Below are 22,385 nucleotides of genomic sequence, written 5' to 3'. Positions count from 1 at the left end.
CGAACTACATAGCGAATTCATATCGATCATGCAAACCACGCAACAAGATTCGTTTCAGGATATCCGCGAAGCCGTGCGCGATCTGTGCCAGCAGTTCTCCGGTGAATACTTCCGCAAGATCGACGAGGCGCGCGGTTATCCCGAGGAATTCGTCGACGCACTCACGAAAGCGGGCTGGCTCGCTGCGCTGATTCCTCAGGAGTACGGCGGATCGGGTCTGGGCCTGACCGAAGCTTCGGTCATCATGGAAGAGATCAACCGCTCGGGCGGCAACTCGGGCGTCTGTCACGGCCAGATGTACAACATGGGCACGCTGCTGCGCCACGGCTCGGCCGAGCAAAAGCGCAAGTACCTGCCGAAAATCGCGAGCGGCGAACTGCGTCTGCAATCGATGGGCGTGACCGAGCCCACGACGGGCACCGATACCACGAAGATCAAGACGACGGCGGTACGCAAGGGCGACCGCTACGTGATCAACGGGCAAAAGGTGTGGATTTCGCGCGTGCAGCATTCGGACCTCATGATCCTGCTTGCGCGCACCACGCCGCTTGCCGACGTCAAGAAGAAGTCCGAAGGCATGTCGATTTTCGTGGTGGACCTGCGCGAGGCGATCGGCAACGGCCTCACCGTGCAGCCGATTCTCAACATGGTCAATCACGAGACCAACGAACTCTTCTTCGATAACCTCGAAATTCCGGCGGAAAACCTGATCGGCGAGGAGGGAATGGGCTTCAAGTACATCCTCGACGGCCTGAACGCCGAGCGCACGCTGATCGCGGCCGAATGTATCGGCGATGGCTACTGGTTCATCGACAAGGTGAGCGCCTACGCCAGGGAGCGCATCGTGTTCGGGCGGCCGATCGGACAGAACCAGGGCGTGCAGTTTCCCATCGCGCGCGCGTTCGTCAACGTCGAAGCCGCGAGCCTGATGCGCTTCGAGGCCGCGCGCCGCTTCGACGCGCACGAGGCCTGCGGCGCGCAGGCCAATATGGCGAAGCTGCTCGCCGCCGACGCTTCGTGGGAAGCCGCGAATGCATGCCTGCAGTTCCACGGCGGTTTTGGCTTCGCCTGCGAGTACGATGTGGAGCGCAAGTTCCGCGAGACGCGCCTCTACCAGGTCGCGCCGATCTCGACCAACCTGATCCTTTCGTACGTGGCGGAGCATGTGCTCGGCCTGCCGCGTTCGTTCTGACCGGAGGCGCGCGCCATGAGACCACTCGACGGCATCAAGGTCGTCACGCTCGAACACGCGATCGCTGCGCCTTTCTGCACGCGCCAGCTTGCCGATCTCGGCGCGCGCGTGATCAAGATCGAGCGGCCTGGCGTCGGGGACTTCGCGCGCGGCTATGACGAGCGCGTGCATGGACTCGCATCGCACTTCGTGTGGACGAACCGCTCGAAGGAAAGCCTCTCGCTCGACGTCAAGCACAAAGAGGCCGCGCCGATCCTCGACGCGCTGCTCGCCGACGCCGACGTGCTCGTGCAGAATCTCGCCCCGGGCGCCGCCGCGCGACTTGGACTGAGCTACGAAGCGCTCAGCGAGCGTTACCCGAAGCTGATCGTGTGCGACATCTCCGGTTACGGCGACGACGGCCCTTATCGCGAACGCAAGGCCTACGACCTGCTGATCCAGAGCGAATCGGGCTTCCTCTCCATCACGGGGTCGCCCGGCGAGCCCGCGAAGGCAGGCTGCTCGATCGCCGATATCGCCGCAGGCATGTATGCCTACTCGAACATCCTCAGTGCGTTGCTGATGCGCGGTCGCACCGGGCGCGGCTGCCGCATCGACGTTTCGATGCTGGAGAGCATGGTGGAGTGGATGGGCTATCCGCTCTACTACGCGATCGACGGGCAAACGCCTCCGCCACTCGCAGGCGCTTCGCACGCGACGATCTATCCCTATGGGCCGTTTCCCGCCGGCGACGGCAAGTCGGTGATGCTCGGCCTGCAGAACGATCGCGAATGGAAGCTCTTTTGCGAGCACGTGCTGTCGCAGCCGGAACTCGCCACCGATGAGCGCTTTGCCTCGAACTCCCAGCGTTCCGCGCGCCGTGCGGAACTGCGCGAACTGATCGTCGATGCGTTTTCGAAGCTGACCGCCGCGCAGGTCATTGAACGGCTCGACCGCGCCGGCATTGCCAACGCCCGGATGAACACGATGGCCGATGTTTGGGCGCACCCCCAACTGCAGGCACGCGAGCGCTGGCGCGAGGTGCAGACCCCGGCGGGGACCGTTCCGGCGCTGTTGCCGCCGGGCGCGCCTTGCGCATTCGATGCCCGCATGGATGCGGTGCCCGCGCTCGGTCAGCATACCGAATCAATCCTGCGTGAGCTTGGCTATGACGCGGCGCGCATCGGCGCGCTGCGCGAAGCCGGAGCCATCTGATCGCGTCTCGCGCTTCGCAAACCGACTCCACTGAACTACGCTGCCATGACAGATCATCCCAGCCGCGCGCTCGCGGCCTTCGCCTCGCAACTGCGCTTCGACGCGATTCCGACTCACGTGGTCGAGCGCGCCGTCAATCTTTACGTGGACTGGCTCGGCTCCGCGCTGGGCGGAAAGGGCGCGCGTCCGGTCGAAACGATTGCGCGCTTCGCACGTGCCGCGCGCGGTGGCACCGACGCGCAGGGGCCGTGCGACATCATCATCGACCGCACTCGCACCACGGCGTATTTCGCCGCGATGACCAACGGCGCCGCTTCGCATTTCGTCGAGCAGGACGACGTGCACAACGGCTCGGTGCTGCATCCGGCTACTGTCGTGTTTCCGGTGACGCTGGCACTCGCGCAGGCACTGGGCGCCTCGGGACACGAGTTCATCGCAGCCTCGGTGGCGGGTTACGAGGTGGGCATCCGCGTCGGCGAATTCATGGGACGTTCGCACTACAAGATATTTCACACGACTGGCACCGTGGGCACGATCGCGGCTGCCGCGGCCGCAGGTCGTCTGCTCAAGCTCACCCCTGAGCAGATGCTCGACGCATTCGGATCGGCGGGCACGCAGGCGAGCGGCTTGTGGGAGTTCCTGCGCGACGCGGCCGATTCGAAGCAACTGCACACGGCCATGGCGGCTGCGAATGGACTGATGGCCGCCCAGCTCGCGGCGGACGGGTTTCGCGGCGCGCAGCGCATTCTCGAAGGTGCACAGGGCATGGCGGCGGGTATGTCGAGCGACGCCGATCCCGCGAAGCTGGTCGATCGCCTGGGCGAGCGTTGGGCCACGGTCGAAACGTCGTTCAAGTATCACGCGGCGTGCCGTCATACGCATCCGGCCGCTGACGCGCTGCTGTCCGTGATCGAAGCGCACGGTCTGAATCCCGACGATATTGCGAGCGTGACAGCGCATGTGCATCAAGGCGCCATCGACGTGCTCGGCAGCGTGGTCGTGCCGAGCACCGTTCACCAGGCGAAATTCAACATGGGGACGGTGCTCGGACTGGTCGCCTATCGCGGCTATGCAGGCGTGAACGAGTTCGAGCGCGACTCCTCGGCGGACGATATCGCCGCGTTTCGCGAACGCGTGACGATGGCGCTGGACGAGGAAGTGGATCGCGCATATCCCGCCCGCTGGATCGGCAAGGTGAGCGTGACGACGCGCGACGGCCGGACGTTGCAGGGCCGCGTGGACGAGCCGAAGGGCGATCCGGGCAATACGCTCTCGCGCGAGGAGATCGGCGCGAAGTTCGTGCGGCTCGCGGCATTTTCGGGCGCAGCGAGCGAAAGCGATGCGCAGCGTCTGCTCGACGCGGCGTGGGGCATTGCCGAGGCGCAGCGCGTGGGCGCGCTGTTCGGCGAGAGGATGGGTGTATGAGCGCCGTGCTTTCCCGCTCGTATCTCTTCGTACCGGGCAACCGGCCCGAGCGCTTCGAGAAGGCGCGTGGCGCAGGGGCGGATGCCGTGATCTTCGATCTGGAAGATGCGGTTGCGCCGGACCAGAAGGGCGCGGCGCGCGACGCCGTGCTTGCGTCGCTGGACCCCGTGCGCCCCGTGTGGGTGCGCGTGAACGGCACCGACACGCCCTGGTTCGCCGATGATGTCGCGGCCCTCGCGGGGCACGCGGGCGTGGCGGGCATCATGTTGCCGAAGGCGGAAAGCGCGGAGCAGGTCGCGGCGGTGCGCTCAGGCGCGCACGGCGCGCTACACGTGTTGCCGATCGTGGAAACGGCGCGCGGCATCGCGGGCCTGGACGCAGTGTGTCGCGCACAAGGCGTGCTGCGCGTCGCGTTCGGCACGCTCGACTTTCAGGTGGATATGGGTATCGACGGCGACGGCGAGGAACTCGACGCGTTCCGTTCGCAGATCGTGCTGGCCTCGCGGCTTGCGGGCATTGCGGCGCCCGTGGACGGTGTTTCGACCGTATTCGACGATGCCGATCTTCTCGAGCGTGAAGCACGGCGTGGACGGCGATTCGGCTACGGCGGCAAGCTTTGCATTCATCCGAAGCAGATCGAGCCTGTGCATCGCGCGTACGCATGGAGCGAGGCTGAGCGCGCATGGGCGCAGCGCGTGCTCGATGCGGTGCAGGCGAGCGGCGGGGCGGCGGTGGCGCTCGAAGGCAAGATGGTCGACATGCCGGTGATCCTCAAGGCGCGGCGGATTCTGGGTGCTTGAACGCTTGCCGTCGTCGTAGAAGTTGCTGCGATGAAGTCGATAAAGAAGGCGCCTTGTTTTCACAAAGGCGCCTTCCGTTTTTTGCTGCCAGCCTGGCGGCGGTATTAGCCGATTGCCCGAGCGAGTTCCGGTACGGCCGTGAACAGGTCGCCCACGAGGCCGTAGTCGGCCACGCTGAAAATCGGCGCTTCTTCGTCCTTGTTGATCGCGACGATGACCTTCGAGTCCTTCATGCCGGCCAGATGCTGGATCGCACCCGAGATGCCGACGGCCACGTACAGCTGCGGCGCGACGATCTTGCCGGTTTGGCCGACCTGATAGTCGTTCGGCACGTAACCAGCATCCACCGCTGCGCGCGAGGCGCCAAGTGCGGCGTTGAGCTTGTCCGCGAGCGGCTCCAGAACCTTGGTGTAGTTCTCGCCGCTGCCCAGACCCCGGCCGCCCGAGACGATGATCTTCGCGCTCGTGAGTTCCGGACGGTCGAGCTTGGTCACTTCGCGGCTCACGAATTGTGAGAGTCCGCTGTCGGCTGCGGCTTCGATCTTTTCGATCGCTGCGTTGCCGCCAACGGCAGCGACTGCATCGAACGCCGTCGAACGGACCGTGATGACCTTGATCGGATCGACCGACTGCACCGTCGCGATAGCATTGCCCGCGTAGACCGGACGCTCGAACGTGTTGGCGCTGTGCACCGCGACGATGTCGCTGATCTGGGCGACGTCGAGCTTCGCGGCGACACGCGGCGTGACGCTCTTGCCCGCTGCCGTTGCCGGAGCCAGGATGTGCGTGTAGTTCTTTGCAATGCCAAGGACCGTCGCTTCGACGTTTTCCGCGATACCTTGTTCGAGTTGCGGCGCGTCGGCAAGCAGCACCTTTGCGACGCCTGCGATCTTCGCGGCGGCATCCGCTGCGGCTTGCGCATTGTGGCCCGCGACCAGCACGTGCACGTCGCCGCCAATTTTCTGTGCTGCGGCGACCGTGTTCAGCGTCGCGGCCTTGATCGAGTGATTGTCGTGTTCAGCTATTACCAGATTCACCAGATTCGTCATTTGTTTCGCTCCCCTTACAGCACCTTGGCTTCGGTTTTCAGCTTCTCGACCAGCGCCGCAACGTCGGGCACCTTCAAGCCTGCCGAACGCTTCGGCGGCTCGGCAACCTTCAGCGTCTTCAGACGCGGCGCGACGTCGACACCCAGGTCTTCAGGCTTGAGCGTCTCCAAAGGCTTCTTCTTCGCCTTCATGATGTTCGGCAGCGTGACGTAGCGCGGTTCGTTCAAGCGCAGGTCCGTGGTGACGACCGCGGGCAGCTTGAGCGACAGCGTTTCCGCGCCACCGTCCACTTCGCGCGACACGGTCGCGTTGCCGTCGGCCACGACCACCTTCGAGGCGAACGTCGCTTGCGGCAAGTTTGCCAGCGCAGCGAGCATCTGCCCGGTCTGATTCGAATCGTCATCAATGGCTTGCTTACCGAGGATGATCAGCGACGGCTGTTCCTTGTCGACGAGCGCTTTCAAAAGCTTCGCCACGGCGAGCGGCTGCAGATCGTCGTTCGACTCCACCAGCACGGCACGATCCGCGCCGATAGCGAGGGCCGTGCGCAGCGTTTCCTGGGCCTGCGAAACACCGCACGAAACGGCAATGACCTCGGTCGCCACGCCGGCTTCCTTCAGACGCACCGCTTCTTCAACGGCAATTTCATCGAACGGGTTCATCGAAAATTTCACATTGGCGATATCCACCCCCGTGCCGTCCGACTTCACTCGGACCTTCACGTTGTAATCGACCACGCGCTTGACGGGCACCAGAATTTTCAAGCTCTCTCTCCTCGATAGGGGCAATGCTTTCGTCACTGTGACAGACGCGTGAGCTGCGCGGAATTCAGCTTTGCGGAAGGCGTGCTTCGAGCACGCTAAAGCGGCACCGCGCAACCTGCATGGGCGCGAAGCGTCGCATGAAAGCAGCGCGCGTCGCAATCGTCCGTTCGAACGAAGCGGCGCGCGTGCAGGGGAAGGGGGGAGCGTCAGTGCTTCTTGTCGCGCACGAAGCGCAGTGCGAAGCGCACGAGCCGCGGCATGGTCACCGGGCGCAGCAGACGCTTGTCGTAGCCCGCAAAGCGCCGCTCGTTCTCGGCGAGACACAGGTGCATGAGTTCCGGTACGCTGATGTCCACGTCCGTCACCTGCTGCGCGCCGTTCATCGTGAAGTTGTTGTCGTGCCGGTGTTCGTTGCCCTCTGCATCCATGGCGCGCGCGAGGCCAACGCGTTCCCACGCCAGAAAGGCCCAGACGCCGGCCACCTTCAACTCGAAGCGAATGCGTTGCCACCAGTTGAGCCGGACGCGGTGCCAGGCCACCCAGTTCGCGAACAGCAGGATATGGCGGCATTCTTCCTGCATGACGGGCTCGAACGTGTCGATGAGTTCGGGCGGAAAGAGGCCCGAGCGTCGCGCCACTTCGAAGAGGCCGAACGCGAAGAAGCTGTCCACGCATTCGCTGTAGCCCGTCACGAGGTAAGCCCATTCGGCGTCCTTGGGGTACACGTAGGGCGGCTCGCTCGCGAGCTTGATGCCGTACGCCGCCACCATGCGCGAGAGCACTTCCTTGTGGCGGTTCTCCTCCCACGCGTTGAGTGCGAGCGCGTCGCGCATTACGGCGTCGTCGAGCGAGGCGGCATAGGCGGCCATGCGCAGGCGCGCGCGGCCTTCCGTTTGCACGGCGATGTCCCAGATGGGCAGATCGGTAATGCGCTTGAGCGCCGCGGCTTCGAGCTGCGGCCAATCGAGTACCGAGGGCCGGTAAGGATTGAAGGTCTCGCGGAACATGCGGCACATTTCGTCGCGATGCACGTCGGAGCCCGGCGTGAGCGCACCGGTGACATGGCTCGTCCAGTGGCGCGTGTTGCGCTCGGCGGCGTCGAGCGTTTCGCGGTCCGGACGCTCGACGGGCAACGCTGGCGCGTGGAAGCCGGGAATCAGTTGCGACGCATCGAAGGCGTCGAGGATCAGGTCGTCCATCTCGCTGTTCTTTTGCTGGCGGCAAAGGCACGCAGTGCAGAAGAGATTGCAGTCGTCGCAAGAGCTTACTTCGAACCGGCGCGATGCGCGATGAGCGCGACGTGCCGTCGAATCGTTAGCTATCGTTCAGACGTCGCGCAAGAAGGCCGACTGCCGCTTCCGATCGAGTCTGTCTCGTTCGGCGCAATAACGGGCCGCCCCATATCGAATCGTTGAACAATCGCGGCGCGAACGAGCGGGCCTGAGCATGGCGGTGCGGCACGCTTGCCGCGTGGGGTAGCGGGTCGTCATGGAAAACGCGGCACACGCGGCAAGTGCGCTCGCCGCGCATCGCGCTTTCGTGGACTTCAACGCAATTGCGCAAAGGCGATCAACAGCACCATCCCGCCGATAGCGCCGTCGAGCACGCGCCATGCACCCGCACGCCGGAACAGCGGCGCAAGCACGCGTGCGCCGTAGCCGAGCGCGACGAACCACACCGCGCTCACGGACATCGCGCCGATCGCGAAGGCGAGGCGGCTGCCCTGCGGTTCTCTCGCGCCAGCCGTGCCGATCAGCAGGAAGGTGTCGAGATAGACGTGCGGATTGAGCCAGGTGAACGCGAGCGTCATGAGGATGATCGGCCAGGCGCGCTGTTCGGGCGCATCCGCCGCGGCATGGCTCTCCAGCACCGCGTGCGACGGGCGCACCGCACGGCGCAGCGCGCCGATGCCGAACCACACGAGCCACGCGAGCCCCACGTACAGCACGATGTGCACGAAGGTCGGATAGCGCTCGACGAGCGCCGAAGCGCCGCCTACCCCCGCGCCGATCAGCACGAAATCGGACAGTGTGCAGAGCAGGACGATCTTGCCGACGTGCGAGCGCAGGATGCCCTGACGCAGCACGAACGCATTCTGTGCGCCGATCGTGACGATGAGCGAGGCGCAGAGCGCCGCGCCGTGGGTGAAAGCGAGCCAGTTCATGACGGTTGCGAAGAAAGTAGGCGCCGCGGGCGGCGCGGTGCGCAGCGCCTGCGGTCATTGGACATCGACAGGGAATGGCGTTAGTCTGCCGCCAGGAGCCGCATAAGCAAAGCTCATTTTCATTAACCGGATTAAGGAACGCTAATGCTCGACTATGCCTTGCTCGATGCGCTCGCCGCCGTCGTGCGGCATGGTTCGTTCGATCGCGCCGCGGGCGCACTCAACGTTACGCCCTCGGCGGTTTCGCAGCGCGTGAAGCTGCTGGAGGAGCGCGTGGGCACTGTGCTAGTGAAGCGCGGCCAGCCTTGTGTCGCGACGGCTTCCGGCGCGCTGCTGTGCCGTCACACGGAGCGCGTGCAATTGCTCGAGGCGGAGCTGGGCGGGGCGATGCCGACCTTCACGAGCGCGCTGGGGGCGGCGCGGCCGACGCTACGGGTGGCCGTGAACGACGACAGCGTGGGTACCTGGTTCATCGACGCCGTGGCGGGCTTCTGCGTCGAGCGCGGCGTTCTGCTCGACCTCGTGATCGACGACCAGGATCACACCGCGCAACGCATGCGCGACGGGAGCGTGCAGGGCGCCGTCACGACGCAGGCCGAGCCCGTGCAGGGCTGCCGCTCGACGCGCCTCGGGCGCATGCGGTACCTCGCGGTGTGCTCGCCGGCGTTCTTCGAGCGGCATTTCGCGCAAGGGGTGACGCGCGACACGCTGCGCCACGCGCCGTGCGTCGAGTTCAATCCCAAGGATCAACTGCAAAAGCGCTTCATTCGCCGCATTACGCGCGCGCAGATCGACGCGCCGCTGCACTGGATTCCTCATGTGGCCGGGTTTCTGCGCTGCTGCCTGAACGGTCTGGGCTGGGGCATGTGCCCGGAGCGCATGATCGCGCCGCATCTCGCGCGTGGCGAACTCGTCGAGCTCACGCCCGGCCGCGCGCTCGACGTCGAACTGTACTGGCAAAGCTGGCGGCTTTCCATTGGCTGGCTCGACGACTTCGGCGCCATGCTCAAGGTGCGCGCCGGCGAATTTCTCGATCAGGGCCGCGGGACATAAGATGCGCGCCGCGCGATAGCTTCATTCGTTTGTCTTTATCCACGGATTCAATGGTGGATTAGTGTGCTGACTTTCGGTGCGCACGACAGGGCTCGTAACATCACCGTTTTGTTGCTATTTCTCTCCTGCGAGTTGCACAATGTCAGCATTGGGTCGCGGCAATGCATCTAAAGCAATATCCGAAATCCATTAATTGCTTTTCGAATAGTGGAATGCTTCGATATTCTATGGGTGTGGAGAATGCAAGCTTCGTGCGAGAATTTCGCGTCCAATAGACTGACGTTTAGTATGTGATATGTCTGATGCACCAATGTCGAATAGATGCATTGCGTTTCATTGATCGGTCACGTCCCGTGTGTAAGAGTGGAGCCGTCGCGATGCGGGTAAAGACCGCGAGACCGGCCATGGGCGGGCATTTCGGGCTTTATGCGCGCGCGTGGCGCAGCGGGCGCTGTAACAATTCAGTTATGTGGAAAGTCGCGCGACGCGTGACATCCAGGCCTGAAACCGGTTATTTTTTCCGCAGTGAGATTGTTAAGTATCATCAAATCGGCAAAAAAGTTCACGGATGTAAAGAAACCAACATTGGAGGCGTACAGCCGGAACTGAAAGCTCTGCCGTCTCGTCTTTTGCGTTTCGCATTATCGTGTGAAAATTGCGTTTTTCCTGTGGATTGCGAGTTGGACACGCTATAATCCGGACGTGGCAGAGTGCTTATTCGACCGGCATATTTGAATCGTTTCCACGTGCACGAGGTGCATTATGACGAAATTAGATACCGGCAGCGTTTGGCAACAAACCATTGACCTTCTGTCCGCGGCTTCCGAGCCGTTAAGCCTGGACGGCGAATTCGAAGGCGGCAGAAGCTGCAAACCGGTACCCATCACACGCGGCGCATCGGAGGCGGCGAACCGGCGGCGCGCCACCGTCCGTTCGTGGGATGCGCAGGGCATCACCTTGATCCGGCGGCATGATCCGGACAGCATCACCGTTTGCTGGAGCGACGCCACCTATGGCCGTTACTCCGACCAGTTGTGGCGGGTCTGCACGGCGCGCCGCAGCGCCGTTTGTGCGCTGACCGGCGAGAAGATCCGCCGCGGCGACGCGGTGTTCCGGCCGAGCCCCAATCGCCGTCACCGCCCGGCCAATGCCGACGCGATGATCCTCGCGAGCAAGCTCGACAACCTGCCCAACGCCGTGGTCGCGGCGCGTCTGGACGAGGCGCTGGCCGCCTGAGCGGCGTCCCAGGGCGCACCGGTCGCCCGCGCGGGTATGCCACCCGCCGTTCACATGCCACGTGGCTGGTCACACCTCGTCATGCTCATGTCATGAACTGCACAAGAACAAAACGGCGCCCCAAGGGCGCCGTTGTTCGTTTGCAGGGTGAAAGGCGGGTCGCCGCCATCCGTCGGCGCAGGCGCAACCGGCGCCCGCCCCGGCGGCGCACCGCTCACACGGTGGCGTCGCGGGCGTTTTCCTCTTCGAGCGCGTCGCGCGTCTCGGGCATCGCAAGCCAAACCAGCAGCACGGCGGCGGCGCCCGCGCTCGCGAGCGCGAGGAAGCTCACCGTATTGCCCAGGTGATCGGCGATAAAGCCGGCAAGGGCCGTCGAAAGCGTCGCCCCGATCCCCGCCGACAGTCCGAAGAGCCCGATACACAGGTTGTAGCGGCCCTTGCCCCCCGCCACGTCGGCGGCGATGAGCGGCAGCATCACGCCGAACACGGCGGCCGACAGGCCGTCGAGCATCTGCACCGGGACGAGGAAGTAGGGGTTGCCGACGGCGGCGAACAGCAGCGCCCGCAGCGGCAGCGCGCAAAAGCCCAGAATCAGCACGGGGCGGCGCCCCCAGGCCTGCGCGGTGCGGCCGACCCAGGGTGACATCAACGCGACGATGGCTTGCGGCACGATGATGCACGCCGCGATCACGAGCTGAACGTTGTCGCCCATGCCGGCCGTCACTTCGCCGGCGGCGAGGTTGAGCATCGCGGCGTTCGAGAGGTGGAACAGCACCACACAGGCCGCGAAGGTCAGCATGCGCCGGTCGCGCAGCAGGTCGAGGATCGTTTCGCGCGGTTCGCCGGCAACTGCCGCGGCGGCCTTGCCGGGCCTGGCCGCGGGTTTGGCGTAGGCGGCGTTCTGGTCGTACTCGATCATCGCGAGCGCGACGAGCGCGGGCAACGCGAGCGCAGCCGTCAGCCAGAACACGGAGCGCGGCGACCAGTACTCGCCGCACAGGCCCATCAGGCCGGCGGCCACCGCGCTGCCGATCGAGGCCCAGCGCGCGTTGCGGCCAAGCCGGTCGCCCAGGTTCTGGCGGCCCACCAGCGCGAGGGCGAGCGCCGCCATGGCCGGCACGAGCATGCAGCTGGCGAAGCCGTGGAAGACCTCGGCGGCCATCACCGCCACGACGGTCGGGCTCGCGGCGAGCAGGACGGCAGAGATGATGATCGCGATGATCGCCCACGCGGCGGCGGCCTTCTTGTTGCGCAGGGCGTCCACAGCGGCGCCGCCCGGCACCTGGCTCACCATCGCGCTGATCGTGCCCACAGAAAGCGCCAGGCCGATCTCGCCCTGGGTCCACTTGTGCGATGCCAGATACGACGCAATGAACGGCCCGAAGCCCGTCTGTACGTTCGCCACGAAGAAGTTCAGCCAGTCGAGCGCGCGCACGCTGCGCTGGCCTGGATTGGGTTGTTGCATGGTGCCGTCCGTCATTTGGCACCGTGGGCATTGGCCGCCGAGGCGACGGGCGATGCAGCGGGCGCGGCTTGCGCAGCCGAAGCAGCCGAAGTGGCGGAAGCGGCCGAAGCGGCCGGGGCCGGGGCCGGCGGCGGCGGGGCGGCGGGCGTGACCGCGTGCACCGGCTGGTCGGGTGCGTAGGGCGGCGAGGCATCCACCTGCTGGTCGCTCATTTCGAGCTGCGCTTCGAGCGTGTTGTTCTTCGTGACGAAGTGCAGCGCCGACCAGTCGGCCGCGATCGTATGACGTTTCTCGAGCGTGCCGCTCACGTCGAGCACGACGGCCTGCGGGGCGGCGCTGCCGTCGAGCAGCACGTCGACGACGCGGCCGACCTTGCCGCCGTTGGCGCGTTCCACGTCCGCGTCGAGCATGGGCAGGCGCGTCGCGCTCGCCTCGGGGTTGCCGGGCTGCGGCGCACCGGCCTTGGGCCGGTCGGGAACCTGCAGCTGGCTGGCCGGCAGGGCGAGCGTGATGGCGGGCGTTTTCGCCTGGGTATTCACGCGCACACCACTCCACGGGAAGTTGGCCTTGCGGTCGCCAATGCCCATGAAGCCCTGCAGGTTCACCACGACGTCGACGGGCTTGCCGCCGGGGCCCGTGACCATGTCGACGGCGCGGCCCACGACCTTGCCGTCGGTCTTTTGCACTTCGCTGTCGAGCAGCGTGCGGAAGGTGCCGCGCTCGAGCGTGCGTACCTGCACGATGGGCGCGGGGGGGGGCGCCGGCGGGGCGCTGGCGGGCGCGGGCGGCGCTGGCGCGGGACGGCGGCGGTGCACCGGCGCGGGGCGCGGCTTCTTCGGCGCCGGCTTCGCCGTGCCCCCCGCTTCCGGCTCGCTCGCCATCTCGGGCGCGGACGCGGCCTCGGGCTCGCTCGCGGCCGGCTCGGGCTCCGTGGCTACGGGCGCTTCCGGCTCGGGCGGCGGGGCCGGCCGGAATAGGCTGCAGCCCGAAAGCGTGAGCAGAATCAGCAGCGTAAGGGCGTACGGGAAGTGAAAAACGGGACGTGCGCAACGCAGGAAGCCGCGTCTCATCTACTGAAACTCCTTGGAGCAGCCGTCGCGACGCGCGCGCGGCAGGGGAAACCGGGTCGGGATGCGTGAGTGTAACCCGCGCACCGGCCCGATCCGCTTAATGACGGCGTCAAGGCGACCAGCGTGGGCGGCCGGCTGGTCGACTCGCCGCAAGCGCCGCGCCGGGACGATCGCGCTTCGTCATACGAAACCAGCCCCGGTGCACGCGGCAACGGCCCGCTTCACGCCCAGGTGTAAACGCGGGGCCGGCCTCCGCGCCGTGCCCTGTACACGGGCATATAAGCATCGCGGCATGAACGCAATGCGATTCGTGCGATGGGAGCGCAAATCGTGTTCGCCTAACCTTCGCTCCATCCATAAGAGATGTCAAAACGATGAGCGCCTGGAAGTGGAAGAAGGCGCCGGCAACGCGTCGACACGACTAATTCAATTCGAGACGAACCTGATGACGGATCGGGCTGGTGAGCCGTGAACCGTTTCAGCATGCTGATAAAGGAGGCACTCACCATGATCGAACCCCACGCGCAGCCGCTCGCCGGTGCGACCGCCGCCGAAGTCGAGTCCCCAGATTCATTGGGCCCGGCCTCGGGTTTCATCGACCGTTATTTCGACATTGCCGAGCGCGGCAGCTCGCTGCGTCAGGAGACGATTGCGGGCGTCACCACCTTCCTCGCGATGGTCTATTCCGTGTTCGTCGTGCCGGGCATGCTCGGCAAGGCGGGCTTCGACACCAGCGCCGTGTTCGTGGCCGTGTGCCTGACCACGGCGTTCGGCTCGCTGCTCATGGGCCTGTGGGCGCGCCTGCCGATCGCCATCGGCTGCGCCATTTCGCTGACGGCGTTCACCGCCTTCGGCCTCGTGCTCGGCAAGGGCCTGAAGCCCGAAGTCGCGCTCGGCGCGGTGTTCCTCATGGGTCTCGTGTTCACGGGCATTTCGGTGACGGGCGTGCGCTCGTGGATCCTGCGCAACCTGCCGCACGGCATCGCGCATGGGACGGGCATCGGCATTGGCCTCTTCCTGCTGCTGATCGCCGCCAATGACGTGGGCCTCGTGGTCAAGAATCCGGGCGCGGGCCTGCCGGTCTCGCTCGGCCATATCACCTCGCTGCCCGTGATCCTTTCCGTGGTCGGCCTCGCCGCGATCTTCGGCCTCGTGCGCCGCCGCGTGCCGGGCTCGATCCTGATCGTGATCGTCGCGATCTCCGCGCTCGGTCTCGCCATCGATCCGGCCGTGAGCTTTCATGGCGTGTTCGCGTGGCCTTCGCTGTCGGCGCCGGGCCATGCCTCGCTGATCGGCGCGATGGACATCAAGGGCGCGCTCTCGCTCGCCGTGCTGCCGAGCGTGCTGGCGCTCGTGATGACGGCCGTGTTCGACGCGACCGGCACGATCCGCGCCGTGGCAGGGCAGGCGGGCCAGCTCGACGCGAACGGGCGCATCGTCAACGGCGGGCGCGCGCTCACGGCCGACTCGGTCAGCTCGATCTTCTCGGGCTTCCTGGGCGGCGCGCCGGCGGCAGCCTATATCGAATCGACGGTGGGCGTGGCCGCGGGCGCGAAGACGGGCCTAGCCGCCGCCACGGTAGGCGTGCTGTTCCTCGCGGTGATGTTCTTCGCGCCGCTCGCGGGCCTCGTGCCCTCGTATGCGACGGCGCCCGCGCTGATGTACGTCGGCCTCATGATGCTCTCGAGCGTGAGCCGCCTCGACATGGCCGATATGGTCGACGCGATGTCGGGCCTCGTATGCGCCGTGTTCATCGTGCTTACGGCGAACATCGTCACGGGCATCATGCTGGGCTTCTGCACGCTCGTGATCGGCCGCGTGGTGAGCGGCGAGATCCGCAAGCTGAACGTGGGCACGGTGGTGATCGCCGGCGTGCTGGCCGCGTTCTACCTGGGCGGCTGGGCCATCTGATCATCGGATGACCCGGTCATTCGCCCGGCGGCCATGGCGGCCCGCCCGGGCGGCTGCACGGCCCGCGTCGCTTCACGGCGGCGCGGGCCGTGTGGCTTTTGCGCGCTATGTTCCGGCGCGCTACCCGGGCAGCACGCTGTTGCGAGCCTTGGCCGCTTTGCGCGGCTTGCGTGGCTTGGGCTCCACGCCAATGCGCGGGTCGCGCGCGAGCACGAGCGCGCTCAACTGCGCGGCCGTGTCTTCGAACGCGGCATCGGCTTGCGGCACATAGAGCCATTTGCCGAGCACGGGGTGCACTCGCAACGCCGGCATCGCTTCGATGAGCGACGCATGGTTTTCCCGCGACGTGCAGACCAGTACGCCGTTGAAGGGCGGGTCGCGGTCGGCGGCCACGAGGCACAGCAGGCCGTCGAGATAGGCGGCGTCGCAGCCGAACATCGGCTTGCGGATATAGCCGGCCTCGCGCTCGAAGGCGTCGAAGATCCAGAGCAGTGAGTTGCGGATTTTGGACGGCATGGCGTGATGGGGCGGAGAGAGCGGGGCGCGGCGCGCAGAAATCGCCATTCTAGTGGCGCCGATGCGGCCGTGCGCACCGCCGCTCGCGGACGACTTACGCATGTCTTGACATCGCTCGCTCGTCGCCTATGCTAAACCACATGGTTAAGTATGAAGACGCCACCCTCGACCGCACCTTCGCGGCGCTCGCCGATCCCACGCGGCGCGCGCTGCTGGCGCGCCTCGCGCAGCACGACGAGCTCTCGGTGAGCGCGCTCGCACAGCCATTTGCGATGTCGCTGCCCGCGGTCATGAAGCATCTGGACGTTCTCGCTCAGGCGGGCCTCGTCACGCGCGCGAAGACCGGCCGCACCGTGGCGTGCCGGCTCGCCGCCGGGCCGATGGAGGACGCGATGCAGTGGCTCGCGCACTATCAACGCTTCTGGAGTGAAACGCTCGATCGACTCGCCGCTTTCGTGGAGGAAGATGCATGTCTACCCAACCCGCAGCCGGACCTGGCAACGCCCCGCAAGCTCCCAGCCTCACCATCCGGCGACGTCTCAACGCCACGGCCGCGAAGGTCTACGCGGCGTGGACGCAGCCGTCGCAACTGATGCGTTGGATGCACCCGTTCGATACCACCTGCATTCACGCCGAAGCCGACGTGCGCGAGGGCGGGCGCTTTCGCGTGATCATGCGCGGTGCGAACGGCGAAGACCACGATGTGAGCGGCACGTATCTCGAAGTCGTGCCCGACGAAAAGCTCGTCTTCACGTGGGTGTGGCGCAGCACACCGGAGCGCGAGTCGCTCGTCACGGTGACGCTGCGCGCCGACGGGTCCGCCACTGACCTCACGCTCGAGCACGAACGCTTCTTCGACGAGGCGGCGCGCGACTCGCACAACGAGGGCTGGACGAGTTCGATCGATCAACTGGTGGCGCTGTTCGACTGAACGGCGCTCATTCAAGCGCACGGAGGAATCGAAAGATGGAATCGCACAAGATCGTTTCGCAGACCGAATGGCTGGAGGCCCGTAAGGCGCTTCTCGCCGAAGAGCGCGCCTTCACGCACGCACGCGACGCGCTGGTGGCCAAGCGCCAGGCACTGCCGTGGGTGAAGGTCGAGAAGACCTATACATTCGAGACACCGCAAGGCCCGCGCACGCTTGCGCAGCTATTCGGGCCGCGCAGCCAGCTGATCATTTACCACTTCATGCTCGGGCCGGAGTGGGAAGAGGGGTGCCCGGGCTGCTCGTTCCTGTCCGATCACGTGGACGGCATGCTGCCGCATCTGGAGCATCACGACGTGACTTACGTGGCCGTTTCGCGCGCGCCGCTCGCGCAGATCGAAGCGTTCAAACAACGCATGGGCTGGCGATTTCCGTGGGTTTCGTCGCATGCGAGCGACTTCAACTTCGACTATCACGTATCGTTCAGCGAAGGCGACAAGGCGCGCGGCAAGGCGATCTACAACTACATCGAGCAGGACTACATGAGCGACGAGCTGCCCGGCGTCAGCGCGTTTTATCGCGACGAAGCGGGCAACGTGTATCACACGTATTCGACCTACGCGCGCGGTGGAGAGATGTTGATCGGCACCTATGCGATGCTGGAGTTGACCGCAAAGGGACGCAACGAAGAGAAGGATATGCGCGAGTGGATGCGCCACCACGATCGCTATGAAGACGCGCCCGCGCCGGCGTCGTGCTGTGCGCACGAGAAGCAGTAGATGCGTTGGGCGGACAGTCGTTAGCGCAACGAAAGAAAGCTGCGCCGGTCGCGAATGAATCGGGAAAAGAGCGCGTTACAGCGACATGTCGAACGCGGGGCGCAGCAGTACTTCGATCGCCATCACGACGAGTCCCATCGCGCCGGCGGCGAGCGTCAGCGTGCCATATTCGTCGTAGCGCGTGTCGTAGAGGCACGCGACGATGAACAGGATGGCCAGCAGGTTGGTTAGCCAGTAGAAGTTCAGCGCGAGGAGCATCGGCGTATCCGGTACCGGCGGGCAGCGCGCCGGCGGCGAGTGCAAGACGCTCGGATTCTAGCGGAGCGACCTTACGGATACGCAACAATTAGGTGCGCTACAACACTTATTTTTGCGCGATCGGCGCTTTTAGCATCTCGTTGCGGATCCAGTCCGTGACCGAGGTGCGCCGCGGTTGCCAGCCGAGCAGCGTGCGGGCGCGCTCGCCGCGCACGCGGCTGTTCGAGCCGAGGCCGTAGGACGCCATTTCGTAGCCCCATTCTTCGATCGCGGCTTCGAGCGGCCAGTCCTGCGGCGCGCCCAGACCCATCACGTCGGCGAGCGCCGTGGTCATGTCGCGGAAGTTCGCTTCGCCGCTTTCCACGAAGTAGAACGTGCCCGCGGGCGTGTTTTCGAGCGCGAGGCGATAGAGTTCGGCGACGTCGTCGACATGCACGTTCGACCAGATGTTCAGTCCGCGCCCCACGTGACGCATCACGCCGCTCTTCTGCGCCTGGCGGACGAGCCGCGGCAACTGTACGCTCGCGGCGCCCGGCACCGCGCCCACGCCATAGATCAGCGTATTGCAGAGCACGGCACTCTTCACGCCGCGCGCGGCGGCCGCGAGCACGAGATTGTCGATGGCCACGCGCGGCGCCTTGTCGGCGGTCGGCTCGGGCAGGGCGTCTTCGCGATAGATGTGCGCGGTCGCCTCGCCGCCCGACGCGTCGCCCACGATGCTCGAGCCGCTCGTATGCAGGAGCGTCTTGCCGGAGCCTTCGAGCGCGTCGATGAGCGCCTCGACCGCGCCGCGGTGGTCGCTGCTCGCCGCGTTGACCACGGCGTCGGCGTCGCGTGCTTCTGCCATTAGCGTCGCGCGGTCGTCGAGATCGCCCTGTACGGGCGTGATGCCGAGCTTTTCGAGGTCGGCGAACTGCTCGGGCCTGCGCACGAGACCGCGCACCGTGTGGCCCGCGCGCACGAGATGCGCCGCGATCGAGCCGCCGATAAATCCGCCTGCGCCTGTCACGAAGACTTTCATGAGTGGCTCCTGATCCTGTCTTGATTGCGATGGAAGCCAGTATCGGGGCATCCGGGTTTTGCAAAAACCGTGTTAGTCTCAAATGAATATTGACTGCGGATCAAGAATGTCCACGATGAAGACGTCGACCGACGAACTGCTCGTATTCGTCACCGTGATCGATGCGGGGTCGATTACCGCCGCGGCCGAAAAGCTCGAGCAGACCGTCTCGGGCGTGAGCCGCGCGCTGACACGGCTCGAAAAGCAGCTCGGTGTCGCGCTGATCCTGCGCACGACGCGGCGCCTGCAACTCACCGAAGAGGGCGAGCTGTTCCTCGATCGCGCCCGCGCCATTCTCGCGGCGCTGGCGGACGCCGAGGAGGCCGTCACGCGCCACCGCGAGCGTCCCTCCGGGCGGTTGCGCGTGGATGCGGCCACGCCGTTCATGCTTCACTGCATCGTGCCGCACGTCGCGGCATTCGCCGACGCGTATCCCGAGATCGAACTCGAACTCACGAACAACGAGCGCATCGTCGATTTGCTGGAGCAGCGCGTGGATATCGCCATTCGCATCGGCACGCTGCAGGACTCCACGCTGCACGCGCGCTCGCTCGGCACGAGCCGTTTGCGCATCGTCGCGAGTCCCGGCTATCTCAAGGCACACGGCACGCCGCGCAGCGTGGCCGCGTTGCGCGAGCATCGGCTGATCGGCTTTACGGCGCCCGCGCATCTGAACGGCTGGCCGCTGCGGCTGGCGGGCGGCGACGAAACGCACACGGCCGCAAAGACCCAAGCGACCGAGCCCGGCTACACGATCGCGCCCGCGCTTTTGGCCTCGAGCGGCGAGACGATCCGCCAGCTCGCGCTCGCCGGCAGCGGCATTGCGTGCCTCTCCGACTTCCTCACGACGGCCGACCGCGAGGCGGGCCGCCTCGTCACCGTGCTCGACGACGCGCTGGTCGAATCGCGCCAGCCGATCCACGCGGTCTACTACCGCAGCGCGGCGCTCGCCGCACGCGTGCAATGCTTTCTCGCGTTTATCGGGGGCAGGCTGCAACTCGACGCGTGACGGGCGCCGGCGGCGCTCTCGTGGATAATCCCAGGCTACACGGGCCGCAAAGGGGAGTTGTATAGACAGGCGCGCCAGGCTAGACTTCGGCCACTTTCGCGACTTGTATAGACAGGATTCGACCATGCTCCCGACCCTTCGCCTCACGCCCGGCCATCTGACCCTGCCCCAACTGCGCCAGATCGCGCGCGAGGCAGTGCGGCTCGAGCTCGATCCTGCCAGCTTCGCGGCCATCGACGCAGGCGCACGCGCCGTTGCCGAGATCACGGCGAAGGGCGAGCCCGCCTATGGCATCAATACGGGCTTCGGGCGTCTCGCGAGCACGCATATCCCGAGCGACCAGCTCGAACTGCTGCAGCGCAACCTGGTGCTCTCGCACGCCGTGGGCGTGGGTGCGCCGATGTCGCGCCCGGTCGTGCGTCTGCTCATGGCGCTGAAGCTGTCGAGCCTCGGCCGCGGCTATTCGGGCATCCGCCGCGAAGTGATGGACGCGCTCATCACGCTGTTCAACGCCGACGTGCTGCCGCTCATTCCCGTGAAGGGCTCGGTGGGCGCCTCGGGCGACCTCGCGCCGCTCGCGCATATGTCGGCGGTGCTGCTCGGCATCGGCGAAGTGTTCATCCGCGGCGAGCGCGCCAGCGCCGAAGCCGGTCTCGCGGCTGCGGGCCTCAAGCCGCTCGCGCTGCAGGCCAAGGAAGGTCTCGCGCTGCTCAACGGCACGCAGGCTTCGGCCGCGCTTGCGCTCTACAACATGTTCGCGATCGAGGACCTCTACCGCACGGCGCTCGTCTCGGGCGCGCTCTGCGTGGACGCGGCGGCAGGTTCGGTGAAGCCGTTCGACGCGCGCATTCACGAACTGCGCGGCCATCGCGGCCAGATCGAGGCGGCCGCGGCCTATCGCACGCTGCTCGAAGGCTCGGCGATCAACCTCTCGCACCGCGACTGCGGCAAGGTCCAGGACCCGTACTCGCTGCGCTGCCAGCCGCAGGTGATGGGCGCGTGTCTCGACCAGATGCGTCACGCAGCGCAGGTGCTGCTCATCGAAGCGAACGCGGTGTCGGACAATCCGCTGATCTTCCCGGAAACGAACGAAGTGCTTTCGGGCGGCAACTTCCACGCGGAGCCGGTGGCCTTCGCCGCCGACAATCTCGCGCTGGCCGCGGCCGAAATCGGCGCGCTGGCCGAGCGCCGCATCGCGCTGCTCATCGACGCCACGCTTTCGGGCCTGCCGCCTTTCCTCGTGAAGGACGGCGGCGTGAACTCGGGCTTCATGATCGCGCACGTCACGGCGGCCGCACTGGCGTCGGAAAACAAGACGCTCGCGCATCCGGCTTCGGTCGATTCGCTGCCGACCTCGGCAAACCAGGAAGACCACGTGTCGATGGCGACGTTCGCCGCGCGCAAGCTCGCCGACATCGCCGACAATACGGCCAACATCCTCGCGATCGAACTGCTCGCCGCGGCCCAGGGCGTGGACCTGCGCGCGCCGCACCACACGAGCCCTGCGCTTGCGCATGTGATGCAGTCGGTGCGCGCCGAGGTGCCGCATTACGACCTCGACCGCTACTTCGCGCCGGATATCGAAGCGATTGCGCGTCTCGTGCAGAACGGTGCCATCGCTTCGCACAGCCCGTTGGCATTCGAATCCGAGGCGCAGTAAAGCGCAAGCACGCGCGATCACGCACAAGCAGACGCCAAGCCAAAGCACGGGCCAACGCGATGAACGCTCCCGCATACCAGGGCATCAAGGACTTCGTCCTCGCGCGCATTCACGCCGGTGAGTGGAGTGAGGGCGACCAGGTGCCTTCGGAGAACGAACTGGCGCGCGAGTTCAAGGTCGCGCGCATGACCGTGAACCGGGCGTTGCGCGAACTCACCGCGGAACAGGTGCTCACGCGCGTGCAGGGCGCGGGCACCTTCGTCGCGCGGCCGAAGTACGAATCGACGCTCGTCGCCATCCGCAGCATCTCCGACGAAATCCTCGCGCGCGGGCACCACTACCGCGCCGAGGTGCTCGAGATCGGCGTGCATCGCGCCGACGAGGCGCTCGCCGTCGAAATGGGGCTCGCCGCGAACGATCAGGTGTTCAACTCGCGGGTGCTTCACTTCGAAAACGACGAGCCCGTGCAGCTAGAAGAGCGCTGGGTCAATCCCGCCGTCGCGCCCGATTACGCGGCGCAGGACTTCACGCACATTACGCCGAACCAGTACCTCGTGCATGTCGCGCCGCTGCAGGGCGTGGAGTATCGCATCGAGGCGCTCGCCCCCGAGGCGCAGACGCGCGCGCACCTCGCCATGGGGGAGGCCGAGCCGTGCCTCGTATTGCACCGGCGCACCCGCTCGCGTGGGCTCGTCGCCTCGGTCGCCAATCTCTGGCATCCGGGCAGCCGTTACCGCTTCACGGGCCATTTCTAAGCCCTGCCAAGGTCCGGCCGCGCCGCTCGCCGTCATTTCCTCAGTCATTTCCCCGTGCACGGCCGACAGTCGTCGGCATGTGCCTTGCTCCCTTTAC

At 66.0% G+C, this 22,385-nt stretch carries 22 protein-coding genes; 13 read left to right on the top strand and 9 right to left on the bottom strand.

The features are described 5' to 3' along the window. Positions 1 to 28: 28 nt before the first annotated feature. Genes AB3X98_RS05960 through AB3X98_RS05945 form a run of 4 tightly spaced genes read left to right on the top strand, consistent with a single transcriptional unit; the run spans position 29 to position 4,611 of the window. Complete coding sequence (locus tag AB3X98_RS05960) at positions 29 to 1,192, top strand: acyl-CoA dehydrogenase family protein (protein ID WP_368604905.1); 1,164 nt, start codon at positions 29 to 31, stop codon at positions 1,190 to 1,192. 15 nt (positions 1,193 to 1,207) lie between these two features. Continuing rightward, on the top strand, positions 1,208 to 2,386 hold the full coding sequence (locus tag AB3X98_RS05955) for a CaiB/BaiF CoA transferase family protein (RefSeq protein ID WP_368604906.1): 1,179 nt from the start codon (positions 1,208 to 1,210) through the stop codon (positions 2,384 to 2,386). Between the two features lie 45 nt (positions 2,387 to 2,431). Further along, positions 2,432 to 3,811 carry an MmgE/PrpD family protein gene (locus AB3X98_RS05950; RefSeq protein WP_368604907.1) on the top strand — a complete coding sequence of 460 codons (1,380 nt, stop codon included), beginning with the start codon at positions 2,432 to 2,434 and terminating at the stop codon, positions 3,809 to 3,811. Further along, on the top strand, positions 3,808 to 4,611 hold the full coding sequence (locus AB3X98_RS05945; RefSeq protein WP_368604908.1) for a CoA ester lyase: 804 nt from the start codon (positions 3,808 to 3,810) through the stop codon (positions 4,609 to 4,611). The genes AB3X98_RS05950 and AB3X98_RS05945 overlap by 4 nt, the downstream gene beginning before the upstream one ends. Before the next feature lie 104 nt (positions 4,612 to 4,715). Here AB3X98_RS05945 and AB3X98_RS05940 read toward each other — a convergent pair whose 3' ends face one another. From AB3X98_RS05940 to AB3X98_RS05925, 4 genes are all read right to left on the bottom strand, one after another. Next, positions 4,716 to 5,651: an electron transfer flavoprotein subunit alpha/FixB family protein gene (locus tag AB3X98_RS05940; RefSeq protein ID WP_368604924.1), complete on the bottom strand. Its 936-nt coding sequence runs from the start codon at positions 5,649 to 5,651 to the stop codon at positions 4,716 to 4,718. 23 nt (positions 5,652 to 5,674) lie between these two features. Further along, entirely contained in the window at positions 5,675 to 6,424 is a 750-nt protein-coding gene (locus AB3X98_RS05935; protein ID WP_368604909.1) for an electron transfer flavoprotein subunit beta/FixA family protein, read from the bottom strand. Between the two features lie 206 nt (positions 6,425 to 6,630). After that, entirely contained in the window at positions 6,631 to 7,623 is a 993-nt protein-coding gene (locus AB3X98_RS05930; protein ID WP_368604910.1) for a ferritin-like domain-containing protein, read from the bottom strand. Between the two features lie 347 nt (positions 7,624 to 7,970). Then, positions 7,971 to 8,588 (bottom strand): LysE/ArgO family amino acid transporter, encoded by a 618-nt coding sequence (locus AB3X98_RS05925; protein ID WP_368604911.1) that lies wholly within the window; start codon positions 8,586 to 8,588, stop codon positions 7,971 to 7,973. Between the two features lie 144 nt (positions 8,589 to 8,732). Between AB3X98_RS05925 and AB3X98_RS05920 the strand changes: the two genes are divergently transcribed. Beyond that, positions 8,733 to 9,641 (top strand): LysR family transcriptional regulator ArgP, encoded by a 909-nt coding sequence (locus AB3X98_RS05920; protein WP_069262457.1) that lies wholly within the window; start codon positions 8,733 to 8,735, stop codon positions 9,639 to 9,641. A gap of 762 nt (positions 9,642 to 10,403) precedes the next feature. Then, positions 10,404 to 10,877: a DUF3331 domain-containing protein gene (locus AB3X98_RS05915; RefSeq protein WP_083245099.1), complete on the top strand. Its 474-nt coding sequence runs from the start codon at positions 10,404 to 10,406 to the stop codon at positions 10,875 to 10,877. A 214-nt stretch (positions 10,878 to 11,091) separates the two neighbouring features. Here AB3X98_RS05915 and AB3X98_RS05910 read toward each other — a convergent pair whose 3' ends face one another. Both AB3X98_RS05910 and AB3X98_RS05905 read right to left on the bottom strand, forming a co-directional pair. Then, a complete protein-coding gene (locus AB3X98_RS05910; RefSeq protein ID WP_141710589.1) occupies positions 11,092 to 12,342 on the bottom strand; it encodes an MFS transporter in 1,251 nt (416 codons plus the stop codon). An 11-nt stretch (positions 12,343 to 12,353) separates the two neighbouring features. After that, positions 12,354 to 13,412 carry a PRC-barrel domain-containing protein gene (locus AB3X98_RS05905; RefSeq protein WP_368604912.1) on the bottom strand — a complete coding sequence of 353 codons (1,059 nt, stop codon included), beginning with the start codon at positions 13,410 to 13,412 and terminating at the stop codon, positions 12,354 to 12,356. Between the two features lie 507 nt (positions 13,413 to 13,919). On the opposite strand from AB3X98_RS05905, the gene AB3X98_RS05900 reads away from it, so the two are divergent. Beyond that, complete coding sequence (locus AB3X98_RS05900; RefSeq protein WP_368604913.1) at positions 13,920 to 15,323, top strand: NCS2 family permease; 1,404 nt, start codon at positions 13,920 to 13,922, stop codon at positions 15,321 to 15,323. A gap of 120 nt (positions 15,324 to 15,443) precedes the next feature. Here the strand turns inward: AB3X98_RS05900 and AB3X98_RS05895 are convergent, their stop codons facing one another. Next, positions 15,444 to 15,839, bottom strand: a complete 396-nt coding sequence (locus AB3X98_RS05895) for a hypothetical protein (protein WP_342945553.1) — start codon at positions 15,837 to 15,839, stop codon at positions 15,444 to 15,446. A gap of 140 nt (positions 15,840 to 15,979) precedes the next feature. Between AB3X98_RS05895 and AB3X98_RS05890 the strand changes: the two genes are divergently transcribed. From AB3X98_RS05890 to AB3X98_RS05880, 3 genes are read left to right on the top strand one after another with little or no spacing between them, the layout of a single operon-like run. Continuing rightward, positions 15,980 to 16,432 (top strand): ArsR/SmtB family transcription factor, encoded by a 453-nt coding sequence (locus AB3X98_RS05890; RefSeq protein ID WP_368604914.1) that lies wholly within the window; start codon positions 15,980 to 15,982, stop codon positions 16,430 to 16,432. Beyond that, positions 16,366 to 16,770, top strand: coding sequence for an SRPBCC domain-containing protein (locus AB3X98_RS05885; protein WP_368604925.1), 405 nt, complete (start codon positions 16,366 to 16,368; stop codon positions 16,768 to 16,770). Before AB3X98_RS05890 ends, AB3X98_RS05885 begins: the two co-directional genes overlap by 67 nt. A 35-nt stretch (positions 16,771 to 16,805) precedes the next feature. Further along, on the top strand, positions 16,806 to 17,546 hold the full coding sequence (locus AB3X98_RS05880) for a DUF899 domain-containing protein (RefSeq protein ID WP_368604915.1): 741 nt from the start codon (positions 16,806 to 16,808) through the stop codon (positions 17,544 to 17,546). A 75-nt stretch (positions 17,547 to 17,621) separates the two neighbouring features. Here the strand turns inward: AB3X98_RS05880 and AB3X98_RS05875 are convergent, their stop codons facing one another. Together AB3X98_RS05875 and AB3X98_RS05870 are read right to left on the bottom strand one after the other, a co-directional pair. Then, complete coding sequence (locus AB3X98_RS05875; RefSeq protein WP_069262451.1) at positions 17,622 to 17,804, bottom strand: hypothetical protein; 183 nt, start codon at positions 17,802 to 17,804, stop codon at positions 17,622 to 17,624. A 106-nt stretch (positions 17,805 to 17,910) separates the two neighbouring features. Beyond that, on the bottom strand, positions 17,911 to 18,825 hold the full coding sequence (locus tag AB3X98_RS05870) for an NAD-dependent epimerase/dehydratase family protein (protein WP_368604916.1): 915 nt from the start codon (positions 18,823 to 18,825) through the stop codon (positions 17,911 to 17,913). Between the two features lie 115 nt (positions 18,826 to 18,940). Between AB3X98_RS05870 and AB3X98_RS05865 the strand changes: the two genes are divergently transcribed. From AB3X98_RS05865 to hutC, 3 genes are all read left to right on the top strand, one after another. Then, the gene (locus AB3X98_RS05865) at positions 18,941 to 19,873 is read left to right on the top strand and encodes a LysR substrate-binding domain-containing protein (protein WP_368604926.1); all 933 of its coding nucleotides are present in this window, start codon (positions 18,941 to 18,943) and stop codon (positions 19,871 to 19,873) included. Between the two features lie 124 nt (positions 19,874 to 19,997). Next, positions 19,998 to 21,533 carry a histidine ammonia-lyase gene (gene hutH, locus AB3X98_RS05860; RefSeq protein WP_368610225.1) on the top strand — a complete coding sequence of 512 codons (1,536 nt, stop codon included), beginning with the start codon at positions 19,998 to 20,000 and terminating at the stop codon, positions 21,531 to 21,533. A 59-nt stretch (positions 21,534 to 21,592) separates the two neighbouring features. Next, positions 21,593 to 22,288 carry a histidine utilization repressor gene (gene hutC, locus AB3X98_RS05855; protein ID WP_368607154.1) on the top strand — a complete coding sequence of 232 codons (696 nt, stop codon included), beginning with the start codon at positions 21,593 to 21,595 and terminating at the stop codon, positions 22,286 to 22,288. Positions 22,289 to 22,385 lie beyond the last annotated feature (97 nt).

This window comes from Paraburkholderia sp. BR14312 (assembly GCF_040948675.1).
Classification (GTDB): Bacteria; Pseudomonadota; Gammaproteobacteria; order Burkholderiales; family Burkholderiaceae; genus Paraburkholderia; species Paraburkholderia nodosa_A.
This window is presented reverse-complemented; position numbering and strand designations above follow the sequence as displayed.

What these genes read in the sequence shown, in the direction of transcription:
- AB3X98_RS05950 (WP_368604907.1), top strand. Translation starts at nt 2,432, where the DNA reads ATGACAGATCATCCCAGCCGCGCGCTCGCGGCCTTCGCCTCGCAACTG.
- AB3X98_RS05900 (WP_368604913.1), top strand. Translation starts at nt 13,920, where the DNA reads ATGATCGAACCCCACGCGCAGCCGCTCGCCGGTGCGACCGCCGCCGAA.
- AB3X98_RS05875 (WP_069262451.1), bottom strand. Translation starts at nt 17,804, where the DNA reads ATGCTCCTCGCGCTGAACTTCTACTGGCTAACCAACCTGCTGGCCATC.
- AB3X98_RS05945 (WP_368604908.1), top strand. Translation starts at nt 3,808, where the DNA reads ATGAGCGCCGTGCTTTCCCGCTCGTATCTCTTCGTACCGGGCAACCGG.
- AB3X98_RS05890 (WP_368604914.1), top strand. Translation starts at nt 15,980, where the DNA reads ATGGTTAAGTATGAAGACGCCACCCTCGACCGCACCTTCGCGGCGCTC.
- AB3X98_RS05925 (WP_368604911.1), bottom strand. Translation starts at nt 8,588, where the DNA reads ATGAACTGGCTCGCTTTCACCCACGGCGCGGCGCTCTGCGCCTCGCTC.
- hutH (WP_368610225.1), top strand. Translation starts at nt 19,998, where the DNA reads ATGCTCCCGACCCTTCGCCTCACGCCCGGCCATCTGACCCTGCCCCAA.
- AB3X98_RS05895 (WP_342945553.1), bottom strand. Translation starts at nt 15,839, where the DNA reads ATGCCGTCCAAAATCCGCAACTCACTGCTCTGGATCTTCGACGCCTTC.
- AB3X98_RS05960 (WP_368604905.1), top strand. Translation starts at nt 29, where the DNA reads ATGCAAACCACGCAACAAGATTCGTTTCAGGATATCCGCGAAGCCGTG.
- AB3X98_RS05865 (WP_368604926.1), top strand. Translation starts at nt 18,941, where the DNA reads ATGAAGACGTCGACCGACGAACTGCTCGTATTCGTCACCGTGATCGAT.
- AB3X98_RS05955 (WP_368604906.1), top strand. Translation starts at nt 1,208, where the DNA reads ATGAGACCACTCGACGGCATCAAGGTCGTCACGCTCGAACACGCGATC.
- AB3X98_RS05920 (WP_069262457.1), top strand. Translation starts at nt 8,733, where the DNA reads ATGCTCGACTATGCCTTGCTCGATGCGCTCGCCGCCGTCGTGCGGCAT.
- AB3X98_RS05915 (WP_083245099.1), top strand. Translation starts at nt 10,404, where the DNA reads ATGACGAAATTAGATACCGGCAGCGTTTGGCAACAAACCATTGACCTT.
- AB3X98_RS05880 (WP_368604915.1), top strand. Translation starts at nt 16,806, where the DNA reads ATGGAATCGCACAAGATCGTTTCGCAGACCGAATGGCTGGAGGCCCGT.
- hutC (WP_368607154.1), top strand. Translation starts at nt 21,593, where the DNA reads ATGAACGCTCCCGCATACCAGGGCATCAAGGACTTCGTCCTCGCGCGC.
- AB3X98_RS05905 (WP_368604912.1), bottom strand. Translation starts at nt 13,412, where the DNA reads ATGAGACGCGGCTTCCTGCGTTGCGCACGTCCCGTTTTTCACTTCCCG.
- AB3X98_RS05930 (WP_368604910.1), bottom strand. Translation starts at nt 7,623, where the DNA reads ATGGACGACCTGATCCTCGACGCCTTCGATGCGTCGCAACTGATTCCC.
- AB3X98_RS05910 (WP_141710589.1), bottom strand. Translation starts at nt 12,342, where the DNA reads ATGCAACAACCCAATCCAGGCCAGCGCAGCGTGCGCGCGCTCGACTGG.
- AB3X98_RS05870 (WP_368604916.1), bottom strand. Translation starts at nt 18,825, where the DNA reads ATGAAAGTCTTCGTGACAGGCGCAGGCGGATTTATCGGCGGCTCGATC.